Source organism: Capnocytophaga sp. oral taxon 326 str. F0382, assembly GCF_000318295.1.
In the GTDB taxonomy this organism is placed as follows: Bacteria; Bacteroidota; Bacteroidia; order Flavobacteriales; family Flavobacteriaceae; genus Capnocytophaga; species Capnocytophaga periodontitidis.
Genome location: NZ_KB291464.1, coordinates 66,778 through 82,403 on the forward strand (window position 1 = coordinate 66,778; position 15,626 = coordinate 82,403).

Consider the following 15,626-nt stretch of genomic DNA (forward strand, 5'->3'; position numbering starts at 1 on the left):
AACAAATGAGAAAAACATTATTATGTGTCATTGCTTTCGTTTGGGGAGCAACAGCTATCTACTCACAAGCATACATTTCAGTGAGTGGTGGGTATGGATTTAAAGCTCATGAAAAGACATTAGGTAGAGACGCTACTAATGCTACTGCTATCACCGATTTAAAAGGAAGTTATGGAGAAGGTTATCAAGCGCAATTGCGCGGAGGTTATTTCTTCCATAAACGTTGGGGAGCTGAATTAGCTTTAGGTTATCTCTACGGTGAGGATATGCCTACCAATAAAAACCAAATATTGAATATGAAGGGACACGGTCGTGCTTATGGAGCTTCCCTTTCATTAGTATTCAATATTACTGATAATTTGTATGTACGTGCTGGAGGTGTTACCAAAATAGGTGGTAAAACCGAAATACAAACAGAACTTAATGCTAAATTACCTTTGAGAATGTTTAACCCAATGGCTCCTTCAACAACTATGGTAGATATGAAAGCTGATTTTAATAATAATTTCCACGGAAAAATACCTTTTGGTTTTATAGGAGGAATAGGCTATCGTTTTAAAGTAGCTGATAAAGTAGCTTTTTTTGTAGAAGGAGAATATCTTAACATCAATGTACCTCGCAAGGAATCTAAACTAAAAGATTTCTCAGCTACTCGCACTATAGCAGGCACTACTTCTACAATTAGTCTTCAAGAGTTCAAAGGTTATATGGTAACTCTACAAAATGCTCCAGCATCTCCTCAAACAGTAGCGTTGAAACAATTGGCAACTCAAATATCACCTCTATTGGAAGATACTTATAGTTGGGAAGGCAAGGGAGCTCCTGATGCGCCTTACTCATCTATAGGAGTTCATTTTGGAGTAACCTATACTTTTTAAAAAATTTTCTTCATTATCATATAACAAAACACTTATCAGTTGAAAGTTTACCGAAACTGATAGGTGTTTTTCTTACCAAAAAACAGTCAATAAAAGAAAAATACTCAGAAAAAATTTGCTTCGTATATAAAAAAAGAAGTACATTTGCACGCAACTAAATTCTCTTTTTTAAAATGAATTTCCAAGATAAAATTATTAATGAAGGATTTACCTATGATGATGTCCTTCTTATCCCCAATTATTCTGAGATATTACCTCGTGAAGTATCGATAACCTCACGTTTTACCCGTAACATCACCCTGAATGTACCCATTATCTCAGCGGCTATGGACACTGTAACCGAAGCTACTATGGCTATAGCTATGGCACGCGAAGGAGGCATAGGGGTGCTTCACAAAATTATGACCATTGAGGAGCAAGCCAAACAAATACGCAAAGTAAAACGTGCCGAAAGCGGTATGATTATCGACCCTGTTACGCTTCCCTTAAACAGCAAGGTGAGTGATGCAAAACGCTGTATGAAAGAAAACAATATTGGCGGTATCCCCATTGTTGATGCTAACGGAATCTTAAAAGGCATTGTAACTAACCGCGATTTACGCTTTGAACACGATAATAATCGCCCGATAACCGAAGTAATGACCTCTAAAAACCTCGTGATTGCCAACGAAGGCACTTCTATGAAGGAGGCTGAGGGTATTTTACAACGCAGTAAGGTAGAAAAACTCCCCGTAGTAGATAAAAACTACAAATTAGTAGGTCTTATTACTTTCCGAGACATTGCCAACTTGCAAAAAAAATCTATTTCTAACAAAGATAACTTAGGGCGCTTGCGCGTAGCAGCAGCCTTAGGTGTTACTGCCGATGTGGTAGACCGCGCCGAAGCCCTTGTACAAGCAGGAGTTGATGCCGTAGTTATCGATACAGCTCACGGACATACGAAAGGCGTAGTGAATGCTCTTAATGCCGTAAAAAGCAAGTTTGCCGACTTAGAAGTAGTGGTAGGAAACATTGCCACAGCCGAGGCCGCCCTTTATTTAGCCGAAAATGGCGCCGATGCAGTGAAAGTAGGCATAGGTCCAGGCTCTATATGTACTACCAGAGTGGTGGCAGGCGTGGGTTATCCTCAATTATCAGCGGTGATGAACGTTGCAAACGCTCTTAAAGGCGAAGGAATCCCTGTGATTGCCGACGGAGGCATTCGCTACACCGGCGATATCGTAAAAGCTATCGCCGCAGGTGCCAATAGTGTGATGCTTGGCTCTCTGCTTGCTGGCACTAAGGAATCACCGGGGGAAACTATCATTTTTGAAGGCGGAAAACACAAATCTTATCGCGGTATGGGCTCGGTAGAAGCGATGAACCAAGGTAGTAAAGACCGCTATTTCCAAGATGTAGAAGACGACATCAAAAAACTTGTCCCCGAAGGCATTGTAGGGCGCGTGGCATACAAAGGCGAACTACAAGAAAGTATGCATCAGTTCATCGGAGGCTTGCGCGCAGGTATGGGATACTGTGGTGCCAAGGATATCGAAACGTTGCAAGCCGTGAGTCGCTTTGTGCGCATCACTGCAAGCGGAATTACCGAAAGCCACCCCCATAATATTACCATCACCAAAGAAGCGCCTAATTATTCACGTTAATAAACGAATATAACTTCCATAAATGAGGCTGTCTAATCTTTTCAGACAGCCTCATTTATGTAATAAATAACAAAAAAGTGACTATCAACAATATATTTTGTACTTTTGCCAGCTGATAAAATAAACTCATTAGACTCAATGAAAAACGGAATAGTAAATGATTATATTAATATTATAGAAGTATTCACTAAAAAAATACATCTATGGATTCAACTCTTCATCGATAAAACACCTAATATTGTAATAGCTTTATTAGTTTTTATTTTGGGCTTTTATCTTTCTAGACTTATCAAAAAAATAGCCATTCGTATCTTAGAAAGGCGCGGTGTAAAACCTTCTTCGCGCATAATGCTTGGTAATATTATTTCTGTTTTAGTAGTTATTACCTTCTTTATGTTTTCGCTAAATATTTTAGATCTCGAAAATATGTTCAAAACCATTTTGGCAGGGGCTGGAGTAGCTGGATTAGCTATCGGTTTGGCTTTACAAGGAACGCTTAGCAATACTTTTTCAGGCATTACTTTATCTTTTAGCAAGAGCATTCGTATAGGGCATCAAATTGAAACTATGGGCTATACAGGAACTATTGAAGATATAAATTTGCGTACTATCAAGCTTAAAATGGCTGACGGGAACTATGTTTCTATACCCAATAAGCTTATAGTAGATAATCCTATGAAAAATTATTCTGAAAGTGATACAGCCAATGTATTAGTAACTTGTGGTGTAGGTTATGAATCGGATTTAGAACAGGTGAAAATACTCACTGAGACTACTATTCGGAAGATGATGCAACAAAAAGAGCTTGATACGGCTATTTCTTTTTATTATACTGAGTTCGCCGATAGTGCTATCAATTTTAGCGTATATTTTACCATTCCTTCCAAGAAACTTTCTGAGTCTTTTCTGTATAAATCAGAAGCTATAATGGCTATCAAGAAGTGTTTTGATGCACATAATATAAATATACCATTTCCTATTCGCACTGTTCAGATGGATAAACAATAAAAATAGACCCCAATGTTAAAAAATTTTTGAACTTCTATAAAGTTTTTAAATTTCTCTTGTGTTGTACTCTATAAACTTTCTATTCCTACAAAGTGTATTTACTTTCTCACACCATTTCATCATAAGGAATACAAATATCAAAACCTTTAGATGAAAAATAATTCGGTGTATCTTCAGTTTCTGAAATAGCTAATACAAAATCTCCTCCCCAAGCTCCTAAACTCTTTACTGTACCTTTATAATCAGAGAAAATATATTCTTTCACTGTGGGAATACCGAGATACTCACTGATGAGCATTTCGTGTTCATTAAGTATAGCGCAAAAATCGGCTATGGTATAAGCTAATACAAGGTGTTCTGTAAGGTGTGTGATACTCTCAGCGAGTTTGCGTTTGCTCTTACTTACTGAACGATAGCGAGCAATGCCGTCTTTACTATTTTGTTTTTGGTTGAGATAAACAAAGTAAATATAGTGTGTATAAGGAAAAAGAAAGTGCAAAGGGTAACTATGAGGTTTACCTTCTTGAAGACGATATAATAAAGGAGTTTGACTCTTAGCACAAGCAATATCATAACCACTACCACCAAAACTCTTAAATAGAAGTTCATACGGGTTTACTGTTGCCCACTGGGCTATGTTATTGATAAGTGTAGAAGATGTTCCTAACCCCCACAAACGAGGAAATTCTAAATGTGTTTGCACTTGTGAATACATCCATTTGTTTTTAAAATCAGGATTGAGTTCTGCTGCTGTAGTGAGTATCTTTTGTAGAGTTTGAGCCACTTTCTGGTCAGCATCTGTTGTGAGCACAGCGCTATCAAACCACAAATTACCATTGCTATCAAAGGCTTGCCAGCGTCCTTGCTCATTATTTTCAGTCACTTCTAATGTTTGTCCTTTTCGGGTAGGAAGAGCAAAAGCAAGTGCCCCATCAAGCACTGCGTATTCACCTGTGATAAGCAATTTACCATTGCTATGAAAAGAATAAGTTTGTGTTACTCTCATATTTTTTATATCTTTGCACTCTGAAAGTACAAAAGTAATAATTATTTACAGATAAAAAGTAGAACAATGAAAAAAATAAAACAACTTTTATGCTCCTTTATCATAGCAATTCCTATGTTTACTCAAGCGCAATCTATACGAGTAAACATTGCTACTTCTGATGGTAACGACCTAAATTTCAACTCGGTTGATGAATTGATAAAAACTAACTTTATTAAATTTAAAGAAGTAAAGATATATAGCAACGACCAAGTACAATTAAATGAAACTTTGTTAAAAAAACTACTCACCGAGGCAAATCAATTAGAGTATTTAGAAATAAAAGAAGTAGGCATCCCTACTTTTCCTGAATTGAGCGCTGAAAATAAATCACTAAAAACATTAGTGTTGCGTCTCAACAACCTCACTAAACTCCCCGAAAATATTGGTCATCTTTCTGCTCTACAAACCTTAGACGTCTATAATCCTATAACCGAAGTTCCTAATTCTCTCATCAACTTACAACAATTAGAAAATTTAAAGTTTGAAGGAGCTGAATTAATTGTTTTCCCTGAACAAGTATTTGCCTTGTCTAAACTAAAATCACTCATCATTAGTCAGTTTGACACTAAAAATAAAATCAAGACTCTTCCTGATAATTTCGACAAATTGCCTTTGCTCGAAGAACTATCTTTGCGCAATGCTGCACTTACTGAAGTTCCTGCCTCTATAGGGCGTTTGCAACACTTGGAAAACGTATATTTCAATGCAAACAATCTTACCAAATTACCTCAAGCATTAGCTGAAAATCCTCATTTAACTTACGTAAATATTAACAACAACCCTCTTGATTTCAAACAGTTTATAAAATCTGTGGAAAAAGTACTATGGAAAGGGGTTTTGTATATAAACAACCGTAATTTTACTACTCAACAATATGAAGAAGTAGAAAAACGCCTACCTAAAATAACCGTATTCTACAATCAAAAAGAAGAATAATACCCTAAAAAACATCTCAATTTTTATGAAAGATAAACTGATAAAAGTAGGCATTTCCATTGGTGATATGAATGGAATAGGGCTTGAGATTATCCTCAAAACCTTTGAAGACCACCAAATATTGGAATTGTGTACCCCTATTATTTTTGCTTCTAATAAATTAGTTTCTTTCCAAAAGAAACATTTCAATACAATGGCTAATTTTCAAGGTATCGATAGTGTAGATGCTGCCATTGAAGGTAAACTAAATGTACTCAACTGCTGGAAAGAAACTCCTACAGTTACCTTTGGTCAAGAAACTGAAGAAGGTGGAAAATATGCTTTCCTATCGTTACAAGCTGCTGTAGAAGCTCTTAAAAATAACGAAATTGATGTATTAGTAACTGCTCCTATCAATAAAAACAACATCCAATCTGATAATTTTCACTTCCCTGGTCACACTGATTACTTAGCTAAAGAACTCAATGGTACCAGCCTAATGTTTATGGTAAGTGAAGACTTAAAGGTAGGATTACTTACAGATCACGTGCCTCTAAAAGAGGTATCCTCTCTCATTACCGAATCACTCATTATGGAGAAAGCTCGTTTGATGAATGAATCTCTCATCAAAGATTTCCGCTTGCAACGCCCTAAAATAGCTGTATTAGGTATCAATCCTCATTGTGGAGACAAAGGGGTTATTGGCAATGAAGATGATGAAGTGCTACGCCCTGCCTTAAAAAAACTGTATTTCGATGAGAATATATTAGTATTTGGTCCTTTTGCTGCCGATAGTTTCTTTGGTTCTCAAACTTATCGCAACTACGATGCTGTGCTTGCTCCTTATCATGACCAAGGGCTTATAGCTTTCAAAACCATTGCTTTTGGTAGTGGGGTGAACTACACAGCTGGACTTAGCAAAGTACGCACTTCCCCCGATCACGGTACTGCTTATGAGATAGCAGGCAAGGGTATTGCCGAACCTGAGTCATTCCGCCACGCTATTTACACTGCCTTAGATGTATTCAGAAATCGGGAAGAATATGCCGAGCTAACTAAAAACCCACTGAAAGTACGTACTTTAGAAGCTGATAAAGATAAATAATTACAATATGAATATCAAAAAGTTAGGAGCTATAGACATAGGGTCTAACGGGGTGAGATTGCTCATTTCTAACGTTTTAGAAGAACCTAATGAAGCTCCAAAATTTACTAAAGCGAGCTTAGTTCGTGTGCCTATTCGTTTGGGAGCTGATGTGTTTTTAGATGGACTTATCTCTCCTGAAAATACTGATAGATTAGCTGATGCTATGCAAGCATTTAGCTTGTTGATGAAAATAAATCAAGTAGAAAACTATCGTGCTTGTGCTACTTCAGCTATGCGTGAATCTACTAATGGACAACAAGTAGCCGATGAGGTTTATAAACGCACTGGCGTACGCATTGAAATTATAGATGGCGCTGAAGAGGCGAGCATCATTGCTTCTACCGATATTTCAAGTTTGATACAAAAAGATAAAGATTATCTGTATATAGATGTGGGAGGAGGTAGTACCGAGTTCACTGTCTTTTCTAAAGGAAAAGTAAAAAAATCGCGTTCATTCCCTATTGGTACAGTGCGTTTATTAGATAACAAGGTGAGTGACAAAACGTGGGAAGATGTTGAAAAATGGATAAAAAAACACACTAAAGATTGCGAGCATATAGAAGCCATAGGCTCTGGCGGAAATATCAATAAAATCCATAAGAACTCTAATAGTAAAGAAGGTGAACCTCTTAGCTATCAGTATCTCACCGATTATCACAACTATGTTTCTGGTTTTTCTTATGAGGAACGAATTAGGCTCTTAGGATTCAATCCCGATCGCGCCGACGTAATCCTCTATGCTCTCACTGTATTCACTAATGCAATGAAATGGTCGGGAGCTGAGATTGTTCACGTACCTCGTATTGGTCTCGCCGATGGTATCGTAAGGACTATTTACAACAAAGAAAACAACGTTATAAAATAAGTTTAAAATAATTATATTTATCTTATTATCAGTGTTTTATATATTAAACTGCTCTGTAAATTACACTTTAAAACCTCAAAAAATAAACGATTTATTTTTATAAATCATTTTTTTGTAATACTTTTGAGCCCTAAAAACATTTAATACACATTCAATTATGAAATTTTACTTTTGTTTTTTAGCTTTATTCTTAGCCTTTGCTTCTTGCAAAAAGAATGGATCTCAACTCACTCCTGAACAGAAAGAAGCTGAGTTACAAAAAAAATTAGACTCTCTTGCTAAGATTAAATTTGATGAAGTAATAAAAGAAGATGTAGATACTTACCCTATTTTTAAAGGGGTATGCGATACCGCTACTACTAAACCTACTCAAAAAGAATGCTTTGAGAAAACTTTTGCAGCTCTCTTTGAAGAACGCTTGCGAAAAGACCCTTACGAAGTGTCTGAACCTATTAAAGATAGTGTTATTCTCAACATAAAAGTAGATAATATCGGAAAAATAGTGCTCATAGATATTAAAGCTGATGAGAAAACTAAAGAATTACTCAGCACCGAAAACGAAAGTTTTGAAGATTCTTTGCGTGCTAATCTATCAATGTTGTCTGACAACGATGCTATTGCCCCCGCTACTAAAAACGGACAAAATGTGAGCACTCAATTTGAACTCCCTATTAAAATTAACGTTAAATAATCTGTAGTAGCTTTTGGAACGTATTATTTTAGGTATCGACCCTGGTACTACTATTATGGGCTTTGGACTTATTCAGGTGGAAAGAGATACTATGAAACTCTTACAACTGAATGAACTTCAACTCAGTAAATACAGCAATCACTACTTAAAACTAAGTGTGATTTTCAATCGTACTTTAGAACTGATAGACACCTATAAACCCGATGAATTAGCTATTGAAGCACCTTTCTTTGGTAAAAATGTACAATCAATGTTGAAATTAGGACGAGCACAAGGGGTAGCAATGGCTGCAGGCTTATCGCGCGAAATTCCTATTACTGAATACGAACCTAAAAAGGTGAAAATGGCTATTACGGGTAATGGTAGTGCCTCCAAGGAACAAGTAGCCAAAATGCTTCAACAACTTCTGAATATAAAAGAACTCCCCAAACACTTCGATGCAACTGATGGCTTAGCAGTAGCTGTTTGTCACTTTTTTAACGATGGCAAGTCGCAAAAACAACAAAGTTATAGTGGTTGGGACGCTTTTGTAAAACAAAATCAAGACCGTATAGGTTAAAAAATACTTCATTTTGTATAGCTTGTACATTCATATTCCCTTTTGTAGGCGTGCTTGTCATTACTGTGATTTCCATTTTTCAACTACTCTGAAAAGAAAAGGAGAAATGGTGAATACCCTTTGTAAGGAACTCATTTTGCGCAAGGATGAAGCTATAAATAGTGAATTACAAACAGTTTACTTAGGGGGGGGCACCCCTAGTATTCTTTCTTATCAGGAACTACAACAGCTTTTTCATACAATCTTCACCCATTACAAGGTAAGTCCCTCAGCCGAAATTACTTTAGAGGCTAATCCTGATGACTTTTTTAGAGACTCCTCTCCCCAACAAATGTTAGAACAATTGCGCTCTTTAGGTATCAATAGGTTAAGTTTGGGTGTACAATCGTTTTTTGAAGAGGACTTACAATTGATGAACAGAGTACATAGTGTAGCTCAAATAGAAACTTTATTGCAGATAACTCCACAATATTTTGATAACATCACTATTGATTTAATTTATGGCATTCCTCGAATGAGTAAGGAACGTTGGCAGGAGAATATCAATAAGGCGCTGTCTTTTGATATTCCACATATCTCAGCCTATGCTCTTACAGTAGAAGAAAAAACAGCTTTGCACAAGTTTATAGCTACGGGAAAAATACCACCTATAAACGATGAGCAAGCCTATACACACTTTCAAATACTGATAGACACTCTTGAAAAGGAAGGGTTTATACAATATGAGTTTTCAAATTTTGGTAAAGAGGGGTATTTTAGTAAGAATAACACAGCGTATTGGTTTAGCAAACCTTATATGGGGATAGGTCCTTCAGCTCATAGTTTTAATGGAAAAGAACGCAGTTGGAATATTGCTCATAACATTAAGTATATACAACAAATACAGCAGGAAATATTACCTCAGGAAAAAGAAGAACTTACCCTCAATAACCGATATAACGAACTTATTATTACGCGTATACGTACGATGGTAGGGATTGATTTAGAAGAAGTGAGAACAGTATTTGGGGAAGGTTACCGCCAATATTTGTTACAACAAGCACAGAAGTACCTTGCCGATGAGCTTTTAGTTATAGAAGAAAACCATCTGAAAGTAACGCGCAAAGGCAGATTCCTCTCAGATGGTATAGCTTCGCATTTATTTAGGGTGGATGACCTCATCTAAGGCTTTAAAGGTAACATTTTGGTTGCCATCAATGTGGTATTCCAAAAGCAGATCGCCCCACAATTCACCGTCGGTAAATTCACAAATCACCCATTTTTCATTGAGTATTCTTATTTTATTAAATAAGAATTTGCCGTTAGACTCTGATTTGATGTAAGGATTATGATCCTTTACATTCATTTCCATTAGCGCATTCATAACAATTTGTGAAGGATTGTCAATTTTTAAATCTTCAAAATATTGTTGTGCTAATTCATTAGTTTCAAGACTGAAATTCAATGCTTCAAGGCGTTGTTCGTCAATCTTTTTGATAGAATCAGTAAGTTTTGAAATCTTTTCAGCCGATTCCTTTAATGCTGTGGCACTTTCATTGTTCGTTGAGTTACAACTTGCCAAAACAGCAGTTCCTAAGAGTGTAATAAAAAAATGTTTATTCATTATGATAAGGTTTTTGTTCGCTTAGTTTGAGTACCTTTACCTTGGAGTTCTTACGGAGATAAGAGTGTAAAAGGTGTCTGTTGAGTAAAGAATTGGCTAAAGGAGTGATAATGGTTTCTAAAATAGAACGTTGCGTGAGTTGGTAGTTCAGATTTAAAAATCCATACCCTTTGATATTGCCATCTATTACTAAAATCATACTTTTTTCACCTACTACTCTGCCTTTATCTACAATTGCTACATCTTCATTTTGTAGTCCGTATTTAGCAAAAATTTCTTTAACTCGTTTATTGTATATTTCAGGAGATTCGTTATTGAAATCTACTTCGTTGAGTTGAAATTCTTTTTCTATGCGCTTCAAAAAAAACAATCCTTCTTTTAGTGTTTCAAAAGTAGTGATAAAATTGTTTTGCGATTGCAATAATTCTATAGAAAAACAGAGGTATCCTCTTTTGTTGTAATGAGAAGTAAGTATATAATTAATATTCTTTAATTTATCAATACTCCGGTTGTTACATTTAGGATTGTTAAGTTGTATAAGTTCTAATTCTTTAAGGGTTGCAATGAGTTCATTTCCCATTTCTTCATAAGTTACCTTATAAGTATGGCGTTGCAAATATCTATCGCGTTTATAGGGAGAGGTGAGCAATTGGTTCACCCGTCCTTTGATATTTTTATGTTTTCCTACATAGATAATTTTACCTTCTTCGTTATGGATATAGAATACACCTAAGGTTTCAGGGAGAGCATCGAGTATTTTTAGGTGTCGTGAAGCCATTTCTAAGCGTACATCATTTTTTACTGAAGTGGTGATAATACTCTTTTTAGTGTCTTTTTCAAGTAAATATTTAAAAAGATTGAGGGTAGCCATAGCATCGCCTGAAGCACGATGGCGTTCACTCATCGGGATACCTAAAGAACGCACCAATTTTCCTAAGCTATACGATTCTTTATCAGGAATGAGTTGTTGTGAGAGTTCTACTGTACAGAGTGTTGTTTTGATATACTCATATCCTAAACGGCGAAATTCGGTTTGCAAAATGCGATAATCAAAGGCTGCATTGTGCCCAACGATGATACACCCCTCTGTAATTTCCACTATGCGTTTGGCTATCTCATAAAACTTTGGTGCATTACGCAACATCTTGTTGTTGATGCCTGTAAGTTTAGTAACATAGCCTTGTATAGGGCGTTCAGGATTGATAAGAGAGATAAACTGATCGGTAATAGTATGTCCATCAAACTGATAAATAGCAATTTCGGTAATACCTTCTTCATCGTATTTACCTCCCGTAGTTTCTATGTCGAGTATTGCGTACAAATGTTTAAGTGTTAGGGATTAGACATTTATTCATTAGTAAATGAAAAAAAGCAAAGAGAAAGGCATACTTTACTCTTTGCTTTTATGTTGTTCATCAATTTTCTTTTAGCGAACTTCTTTAATACGGGCTTTTTTACCTGTAAGTCCTCTAAAGTAATAGATGCGAGCACGTCTAACTTTACCTTTTTTGTTTACTTCAATTTTTTGAAGGGCAGGCATATTGATAGGGAAGATACGTTCTACCCCTACTGTACCAGACATTTTGCGAATGGTAAATGTAGCGGTTACGCCGTGACCTTTGCGTTGTATTACAACACCTTTAAAAAACTGAGTACGTTTTTTGTCTCCCTCTTTGATTTCATAATACACAGTGATAGTATCACCTGCTGAAAATTCTGGGAATTCTTTTTTCTCAATAAAGTTGTCTTGTACGTACTTTAATAATGGTTCCATAAAAAATATAAAATAATTATGTTATCATTGGGCAACATTCACGACTCTCGCCAGAGGTTACTCCAAATCGGGGGCAAAGGTACTATTTTTTTTTGAATTAGCAAGTTTTTTCGTACTTTTGTCGCCTCACTAATACACAATTATGACTTTTAATAAACTTTTTTATTGCTTTTAGGATATAAAATTTGTTTAAAGAGTTATACATCTAAAAACGAATGTCACTTACTATGAATAAGAAAAATACAATATATACCAGCGATACTATTGTTGCTTTAGCAACTGCTTCAGGAATAGGAGCTATTGCTGTTATTCGATTATCAGGTGCCGATGCTATAGAGATAGCTGACCGAATATTCAAGAGCTATAGCAAAAAACCTTTAATCAATGCTCCCTCCCACACAGTACATTTAGGAACTTTAGAAGCTAAAAACCAAGTAATTGATGAGTGTCTGGCTACTATTTTCAAAGGTACAAAATCATATACCGGAGAACCCGTAGTAGAGTTTTCTTGTCACGGAAGTAATTACATTGTAGAAGAAGTTATTAAATTGTGTTTAGCCAATGGCGCTCGTTTAGCTGAAGCTGGAGAATTTACCAAACGAGCTTTCTTAAATGGGAAGTTAGCCCTCAACCAAGCAGAAGCGGTAGCCGACCTAATTGCCTCTGACAGTAAAGCCTCTCATCAAGTAGCTTTGCAACAAATGCGTGGAGGCTTTACTTCTGAAATAGAAGCATTACGACAAGAATTACTCAATTTTGCCTCACTAATAGAGCTTGAGTTAGATTTTTCGGAAGAAGATGTAGAATTTGCTGATAGAAGTCAGTTTAAAAACCTTTTAAAAACTATTAAAACTACGTTATCATCACTTATCCAATCGTTTTCAGTAGGAAATGTTTTGAAAAATGGTATTCCAGTAGCAATTGTAGGAAAACCCAATGCTGGCAAATCAACCTTGCTCAATGCATTATTAAATGAAGAGCGTGCTATTGTATCGGATATTGCAGGTACAACTCGTGATACGATTGAAGAAACCTTGCATATAGGAGGTATTGCTTTTCGTTTTATTGATACTGCAGGCATTCGTGACACACAAGACCAAATAGAAGCCATAGGAGTACAAAAAGCCAAAGAAAAAATAGAAAAAGCTTCAGTGATATTATTTCTATTTGATGACAAAGATAATACAGTGAGTGAAATTACTACTTTTGTAAAGGAAAACTACCGAGAGGGTGCTAAATATGTTTTACTACACAACAAAACAGACTTATCACTAGAAGAAACAACTGCTTTTGATGATGAAATTCTACAATCTCTCAAAGGCTATACTGATACTTTATTAAGAATATCAGCTAAAGAAGGGCAAAATATCACTGAGTTAAAGAACTTTCTCGCTGATTATGCCCAAACGCTTAGTCAAACTGGCAAAGCAACTGTAGTAACAAATATCCGCCATTACGAAGCTCTTTCCAATGCCTTACAAGCTATTGAAAAAGTAGAAGAAGGAATGCAAATGCATTTATCGGGTGATTTATTAGCTATTGATATACGCGAAACACTTTATCATTTAGGAAGTATCACTGGAGAAGTAAGTAATGAGGAGGTCTTAGGAAACATATTTTCCCGCTTCTGTATCGGGAAATAAATAAAAAATAAAAACTTTGCCAAAGGACAGAATCCTTGGCAAAGTTTATAATATTTGAATTATTTGTTATTGTCTTGCTTTAAGTTTTTCAATGAGTTTAGGAACTACCTCAAAAGCATCACCTACAACACCATAATCAGCAGCTTTGAAAAAAGGTGCTTCAGGATTAGAATTGATAACTAATTTCACTTTAGAGGCATTTACTCCTGCCAAGTGCTGTATAGCTCCTGAAATACCTATAGCTATATAAAGATTAGGTGCTACAGGTTTACCCGTTTGTCCTACGTGTTCAGAATGAGGTCGCCATCCCATATCAGCGACAGGTTTAGAACAAGCGGTTGCTGCACCTAATACTTCAGCAAGTACTTCCACTATCTGCCAATTCTCGGCAGCTTTCAACCCTCTTCCTCCTGAAACCACTATAGTAGCATCGTCTAACGACACTTTACCCGAGGTTTTCTCTGTAGTGATTACTTGTATCCCCCAATCACTATCAGGAAGTGTAGGAGCAAAAGGTTCTACTGTAAGTTCAACATTTTTTTCTTCTGTTTTAAAAGCATTAGGAGCTAATCCTAATACTTTTATAGGGGTATTGATTTGACTAAGGCTAATCGCTTTGTTTGAGAACACATTACTTTTTACAATAAAATCTTCAGTAGGTAAAGAAATGATATTAGATACATACCCCGCTTGCAAGCTATTAGCTAATAAAGGAGCTACTTCTTTGGCTTGTGAAGAAGCGCTAAATACGACTATTGTACTATTTTCTTTTGCTACTGCTTGTTGCAATAGATGATTGAGTGCATTGGCAGAAATATGTTGTAGTTGGTCATTGGTAATGCTAAGCACTTTATTTACACCATAAGCAGCTAATACTTCAGGTTGAGGTACATTTATAGTTACAGCTACTACTTTTGTTTGTTGTTTATCGGCAATTGCACGAGCATAGGTAGCTACTTCAAAAGCGCTTTTTTTCACTTTTCCGTTTTCGGAATCTATATATATGAGTACTGACATTTTTAATTAAATTACTTTTGCTTCGTTGTGTAATAAATCAATAAGGGTATCTAAATCATCGGCAGATACTATTTTCACAGGTTGTTTTGCAGGGAGTTTCTCAAATCCTACAGTTGTTACCCTCACATCGGTAGTCTCAGCAGGTAATACCGTGATTGCTTTAGTGCGTGCTGCCATTAAGTTACGCATATTGGGGATACGGAGGTCTTTCTCTTGAGTAAGACCTTTTTGCCCTGCAATTACCAAAGGAAGTGTAGCAGTTAGTTTTTCTCTGCCGCCATCTATTTCTCGTTGGGCAGTTACTTTGATGCCTTCAATTTCTAAACCTATACATTTGTTTATAAAAGGAAGATTTAAAAGCGAAGCTAAATAACCTCCTACCATTCCTCCATTGTAGTCAATAGATTCCTTACCTGTGATGATAAGGTCATAATTACCTTCTTTGGCAACTCTTGCAAGCTGAGTAGCTACAAAAAAAGCATCAGTAGGGGCGGCATCTATACGAATGATATCGTCAGCTCCTATAGCTGAAGCTTTTCTTAGTACTGGTTCTGTTTCTTGTGTTCCCACATTCACAAGGGTAACACTTGCCCCTAATTGTTCTTTAAGCATAATAGCTTTAGTGAGGCAAAACTCATCATTAGGATTGATAATAAACTGTACCCCTGAAGGATTGAACTGTTTGTTATCTTCCGTAAAGTTTATTTTAGAAGTAGTGTCGGGAACACTACTGATACATACTAATATCTTCATAATCTTATAGATAATAGGATTAAATTGAACTTAATGTTTTAATTTTAAAGGCGTAAAAGTACTATGTTTTTACTAACTACAC

General features: G+C 36.1%; 16 protein-coding genes. 10 read left to right on the forward strand and 6 right to left on the reverse strand.

Annotation, left to right across the window (positions count from 1 at the left end; all coding sequences use genetic code 11):
* The first annotated feature begins 5 nt into the window (after nt 1–5).
* The 3 genes from HMPREF9073_RS13685 (at nt 6) to HMPREF9073_RS13695 (ending at nt 3,529) form a co-directional block, all read left to right on the forward strand.
* On the forward strand, nt 6–878 hold the full coding sequence (locus HMPREF9073_RS13685; RefSeq protein ID WP_009751076.1) for an outer membrane beta-barrel protein: 873 nt from the start codon (nt 6–8) through the stop codon (nt 876–878).
* A 173-nt stretch (nt 879–1,051) separates the two neighbouring features.
* Nucleotides 1,052–2,521, forward strand: coding sequence for an IMP dehydrogenase (gene guaB / locus HMPREF9073_RS13690; RefSeq protein ID WP_009751077.1), 1,470 nt, complete (start codon nt 1,052–1,054; stop codon nt 2,519–2,521).
* Nucleotides 2,522–2,659: 138 nt separating this feature from the next.
* Nucleotides 2,660–3,529 (forward strand): mechanosensitive ion channel family protein, encoded by an 870-nt coding sequence (locus tag HMPREF9073_RS13695; RefSeq protein ID WP_009751078.1) that lies wholly within the window; start codon nt 2,660–2,662, stop codon nt 3,527–3,529.
* A 106-nt stretch (nt 3,530–3,635) separates the two neighbouring features.
* On the opposite strand, the gene HMPREF9073_RS13700 is transcribed toward HMPREF9073_RS13695, so the two are convergent.
* Nucleotides 3,636–4,535, reverse strand: a complete 900-nt coding sequence (locus HMPREF9073_RS13700; protein WP_009751079.1) for a GYDIA family GHMP kinase — start codon at nt 4,533–4,535, stop codon at nt 3,636–3,638.
* 66 nt (nt 4,536–4,601) lie between these two features.
* Here HMPREF9073_RS13700 and HMPREF9073_RS13705 point away from each other — a divergent pair, with 66 nt between their 5' ends.
* From HMPREF9073_RS13705 to hemW, 6 genes are all read left to right on the forward strand, one after another.
* Nucleotides 4,602–5,513 (forward strand): leucine-rich repeat domain-containing protein, encoded by a 912-nt coding sequence (locus HMPREF9073_RS13705; protein ID WP_009751080.1) that lies wholly within the window; start codon nt 4,602–4,604, stop codon nt 5,511–5,513.
* Nucleotides 5,514–5,538: 25 nt separating this feature from the next.
* A complete protein-coding gene (gene pdxA, locus HMPREF9073_RS13710; protein ID WP_009751081.1) occupies nt 5,539–6,597 on the forward strand; it encodes a 4-hydroxythreonine-4-phosphate dehydrogenase PdxA in 1,059 nt (352 codons plus the stop codon).
* Between the two features lie 7 nt (nt 6,598–6,604).
* Nucleotides 6,605–7,504 carry a Ppx/GppA phosphatase family protein gene (locus HMPREF9073_RS13715; RefSeq protein WP_009751082.1) on the forward strand — a complete coding sequence of 300 codons (900 nt, stop codon included), beginning with the start codon at nt 6,605–6,607 and terminating at the stop codon, nt 7,502–7,504.
* Nucleotides 7,505–7,661: 157 nt separating this feature from the next.
* Nucleotides 7,662–8,195 (forward strand): hypothetical protein, encoded by a 534-nt coding sequence (locus HMPREF9073_RS13720; RefSeq protein ID WP_009751083.1) that lies wholly within the window; start codon nt 7,662–7,664, stop codon nt 8,193–8,195.
* A 13-nt stretch (nt 8,196–8,208) separates the two neighbouring features.
* Nucleotides 8,209–8,754: a crossover junction endodeoxyribonuclease RuvC gene (gene ruvC, locus HMPREF9073_RS13725; RefSeq protein WP_034555986.1), complete on the forward strand. Its 546-nt coding sequence runs from the start codon at nt 8,209–8,211 to the stop codon at nt 8,752–8,754.
* A 13-nt stretch (nt 8,755–8,767) separates the two neighbouring features.
* Nucleotides 8,768–9,919, forward strand: a complete 1,152-nt coding sequence (hemW, locus tag HMPREF9073_RS13730) for a radical SAM family heme chaperone HemW (RefSeq protein ID WP_083866098.1) — start codon at nt 8,768–8,770, stop codon at nt 9,917–9,919.
* On the opposite strand, the gene HMPREF9073_RS13735 is transcribed toward hemW, so the two are convergent.
* From HMPREF9073_RS13735 to rplS, 3 genes are all read right to left on the reverse strand, one after another.
* Complete coding sequence (locus tag HMPREF9073_RS13735) at nt 9,893–10,357, reverse strand: hypothetical protein (RefSeq protein WP_009751086.1); 465 nt, start codon at nt 10,355–10,357, stop codon at nt 9,893–9,895. The genes hemW and HMPREF9073_RS13735 overlap by 27 nt on opposite strands.
* Nucleotides 10,350–11,678, reverse strand: a complete 1,329-nt coding sequence (locus tag HMPREF9073_RS13740) for an exonuclease domain-containing protein (protein WP_009751087.1) — start codon at nt 11,676–11,678, stop codon at nt 10,350–10,352. The genes HMPREF9073_RS13735 and HMPREF9073_RS13740 overlap by 8 nt, the downstream gene beginning before the upstream one ends.
* Before the next feature lie 105 nt (nt 11,679–11,783).
* A complete protein-coding gene (rplS, locus tag HMPREF9073_RS13745; RefSeq protein ID WP_002678925.1) occupies nt 11,784–12,131 on the reverse strand; it encodes a 50S ribosomal protein L19 in 348 nt (115 codons plus the stop codon).
* 227 nt (nt 12,132–12,358) lie between these two features.
* On the opposite strand from rplS, the gene mnmE reads away from it, so the two are divergent.
* Nucleotides 12,359–13,774, forward strand: coding sequence for a tRNA uridine-5-carboxymethylaminomethyl(34) synthesis GTPase MnmE (gene mnmE, locus HMPREF9073_RS13750; RefSeq protein WP_009751088.1), 1,416 nt, complete (start codon nt 12,359–12,361; stop codon nt 13,772–13,774).
* A 66-nt stretch (nt 13,775–13,840) separates the two neighbouring features.
* Here the strand turns inward: mnmE and HMPREF9073_RS13755 are convergent, their stop codons facing one another.
* Together HMPREF9073_RS13755 and HMPREF9073_RS13760 are read right to left on the reverse strand one after the other, a co-directional pair.
* Nucleotides 13,841–14,791 (reverse strand): electron transfer flavoprotein subunit alpha/FixB family protein, encoded by a 951-nt coding sequence (locus tag HMPREF9073_RS13755; RefSeq protein WP_009751089.1) that lies wholly within the window; start codon nt 14,789–14,791, stop codon nt 13,841–13,843.
* Between the two features lie 6 nt (nt 14,792–14,797).
* On the reverse strand, nt 14,798–15,544 hold the full coding sequence (locus HMPREF9073_RS13760) for an electron transfer flavoprotein subunit beta/FixA family protein (protein ID WP_009751090.1): 747 nt from the start codon (nt 15,542–15,544) through the stop codon (nt 14,798–14,800).
* Nucleotides 15,545–15,626 lie beyond the last annotated feature (82 nt).

Coding starts and splice junctions, on each gene's coding strand:
- HMPREF9073_RS13685 (WP_009751076.1), top strand. CDS start 6: ATGAGAAAAACATTATTATGTGTCATTGCTTTCGTTTGGGGAGCAACA.
- guaB (WP_009751077.1), top strand. CDS start 1,052: ATGAATTTCCAAGATAAAATTATTAATGAAGGATTTACCTATGATGAT.
- HMPREF9073_RS13695 (WP_009751078.1), top strand. CDS start 2,660: ATGAAAAACGGAATAGTAAATGATTATATTAATATTATAGAAGTATTC.
- HMPREF9073_RS13700 (WP_009751079.1), bottom strand. CDS start 4,535: ATGAGAGTAACACAAACTTATTCTTTTCATAGCAATGGTAAATTGCTT.
- HMPREF9073_RS13705 (WP_009751080.1), top strand. CDS start 4,602: ATGAAAAAAATAAAACAACTTTTATGCTCCTTTATCATAGCAATTCCT.
- pdxA (WP_009751081.1), top strand. CDS start 5,539: ATGAAAGATAAACTGATAAAAGTAGGCATTTCCATTGGTGATATGAAT.
- HMPREF9073_RS13715 (WP_009751082.1), top strand. CDS start 6,605: ATGAATATCAAAAAGTTAGGAGCTATAGACATAGGGTCTAACGGGGTG.
- HMPREF9073_RS13720 (WP_009751083.1), top strand. CDS start 7,662: ATGAAATTTTACTTTTGTTTTTTAGCTTTATTCTTAGCCTTTGCTTCT.
- HMPREF9073_RS13735 (WP_009751086.1), bottom strand. CDS start 10,357: ATGAATAAACATTTTTTTATTACACTCTTAGGAACTGCTGTTTTGGCA.
- rplS (WP_002678925.1), bottom strand. CDS start 12,131: ATGGAACCATTATTAAAGTACGTACAAGACAACTTTATTGAGAAAAAA.
- mnmE (WP_009751088.1), top strand. CDS start 12,359: ATGAATAAGAAAAATACAATATATACCAGCGATACTATTGTTGCTTTA.
- HMPREF9073_RS13755 (WP_009751089.1), bottom strand. CDS start 14,791: ATGTCAGTACTCATATATATAGATTCCGAAAACGGAAAAGTGAAAAAA.
- HMPREF9073_RS13760 (WP_009751090.1), bottom strand. CDS start 15,544: ATGAAGATATTAGTATGTATCAGTAGTGTTCCCGACACTACTTCTAAA.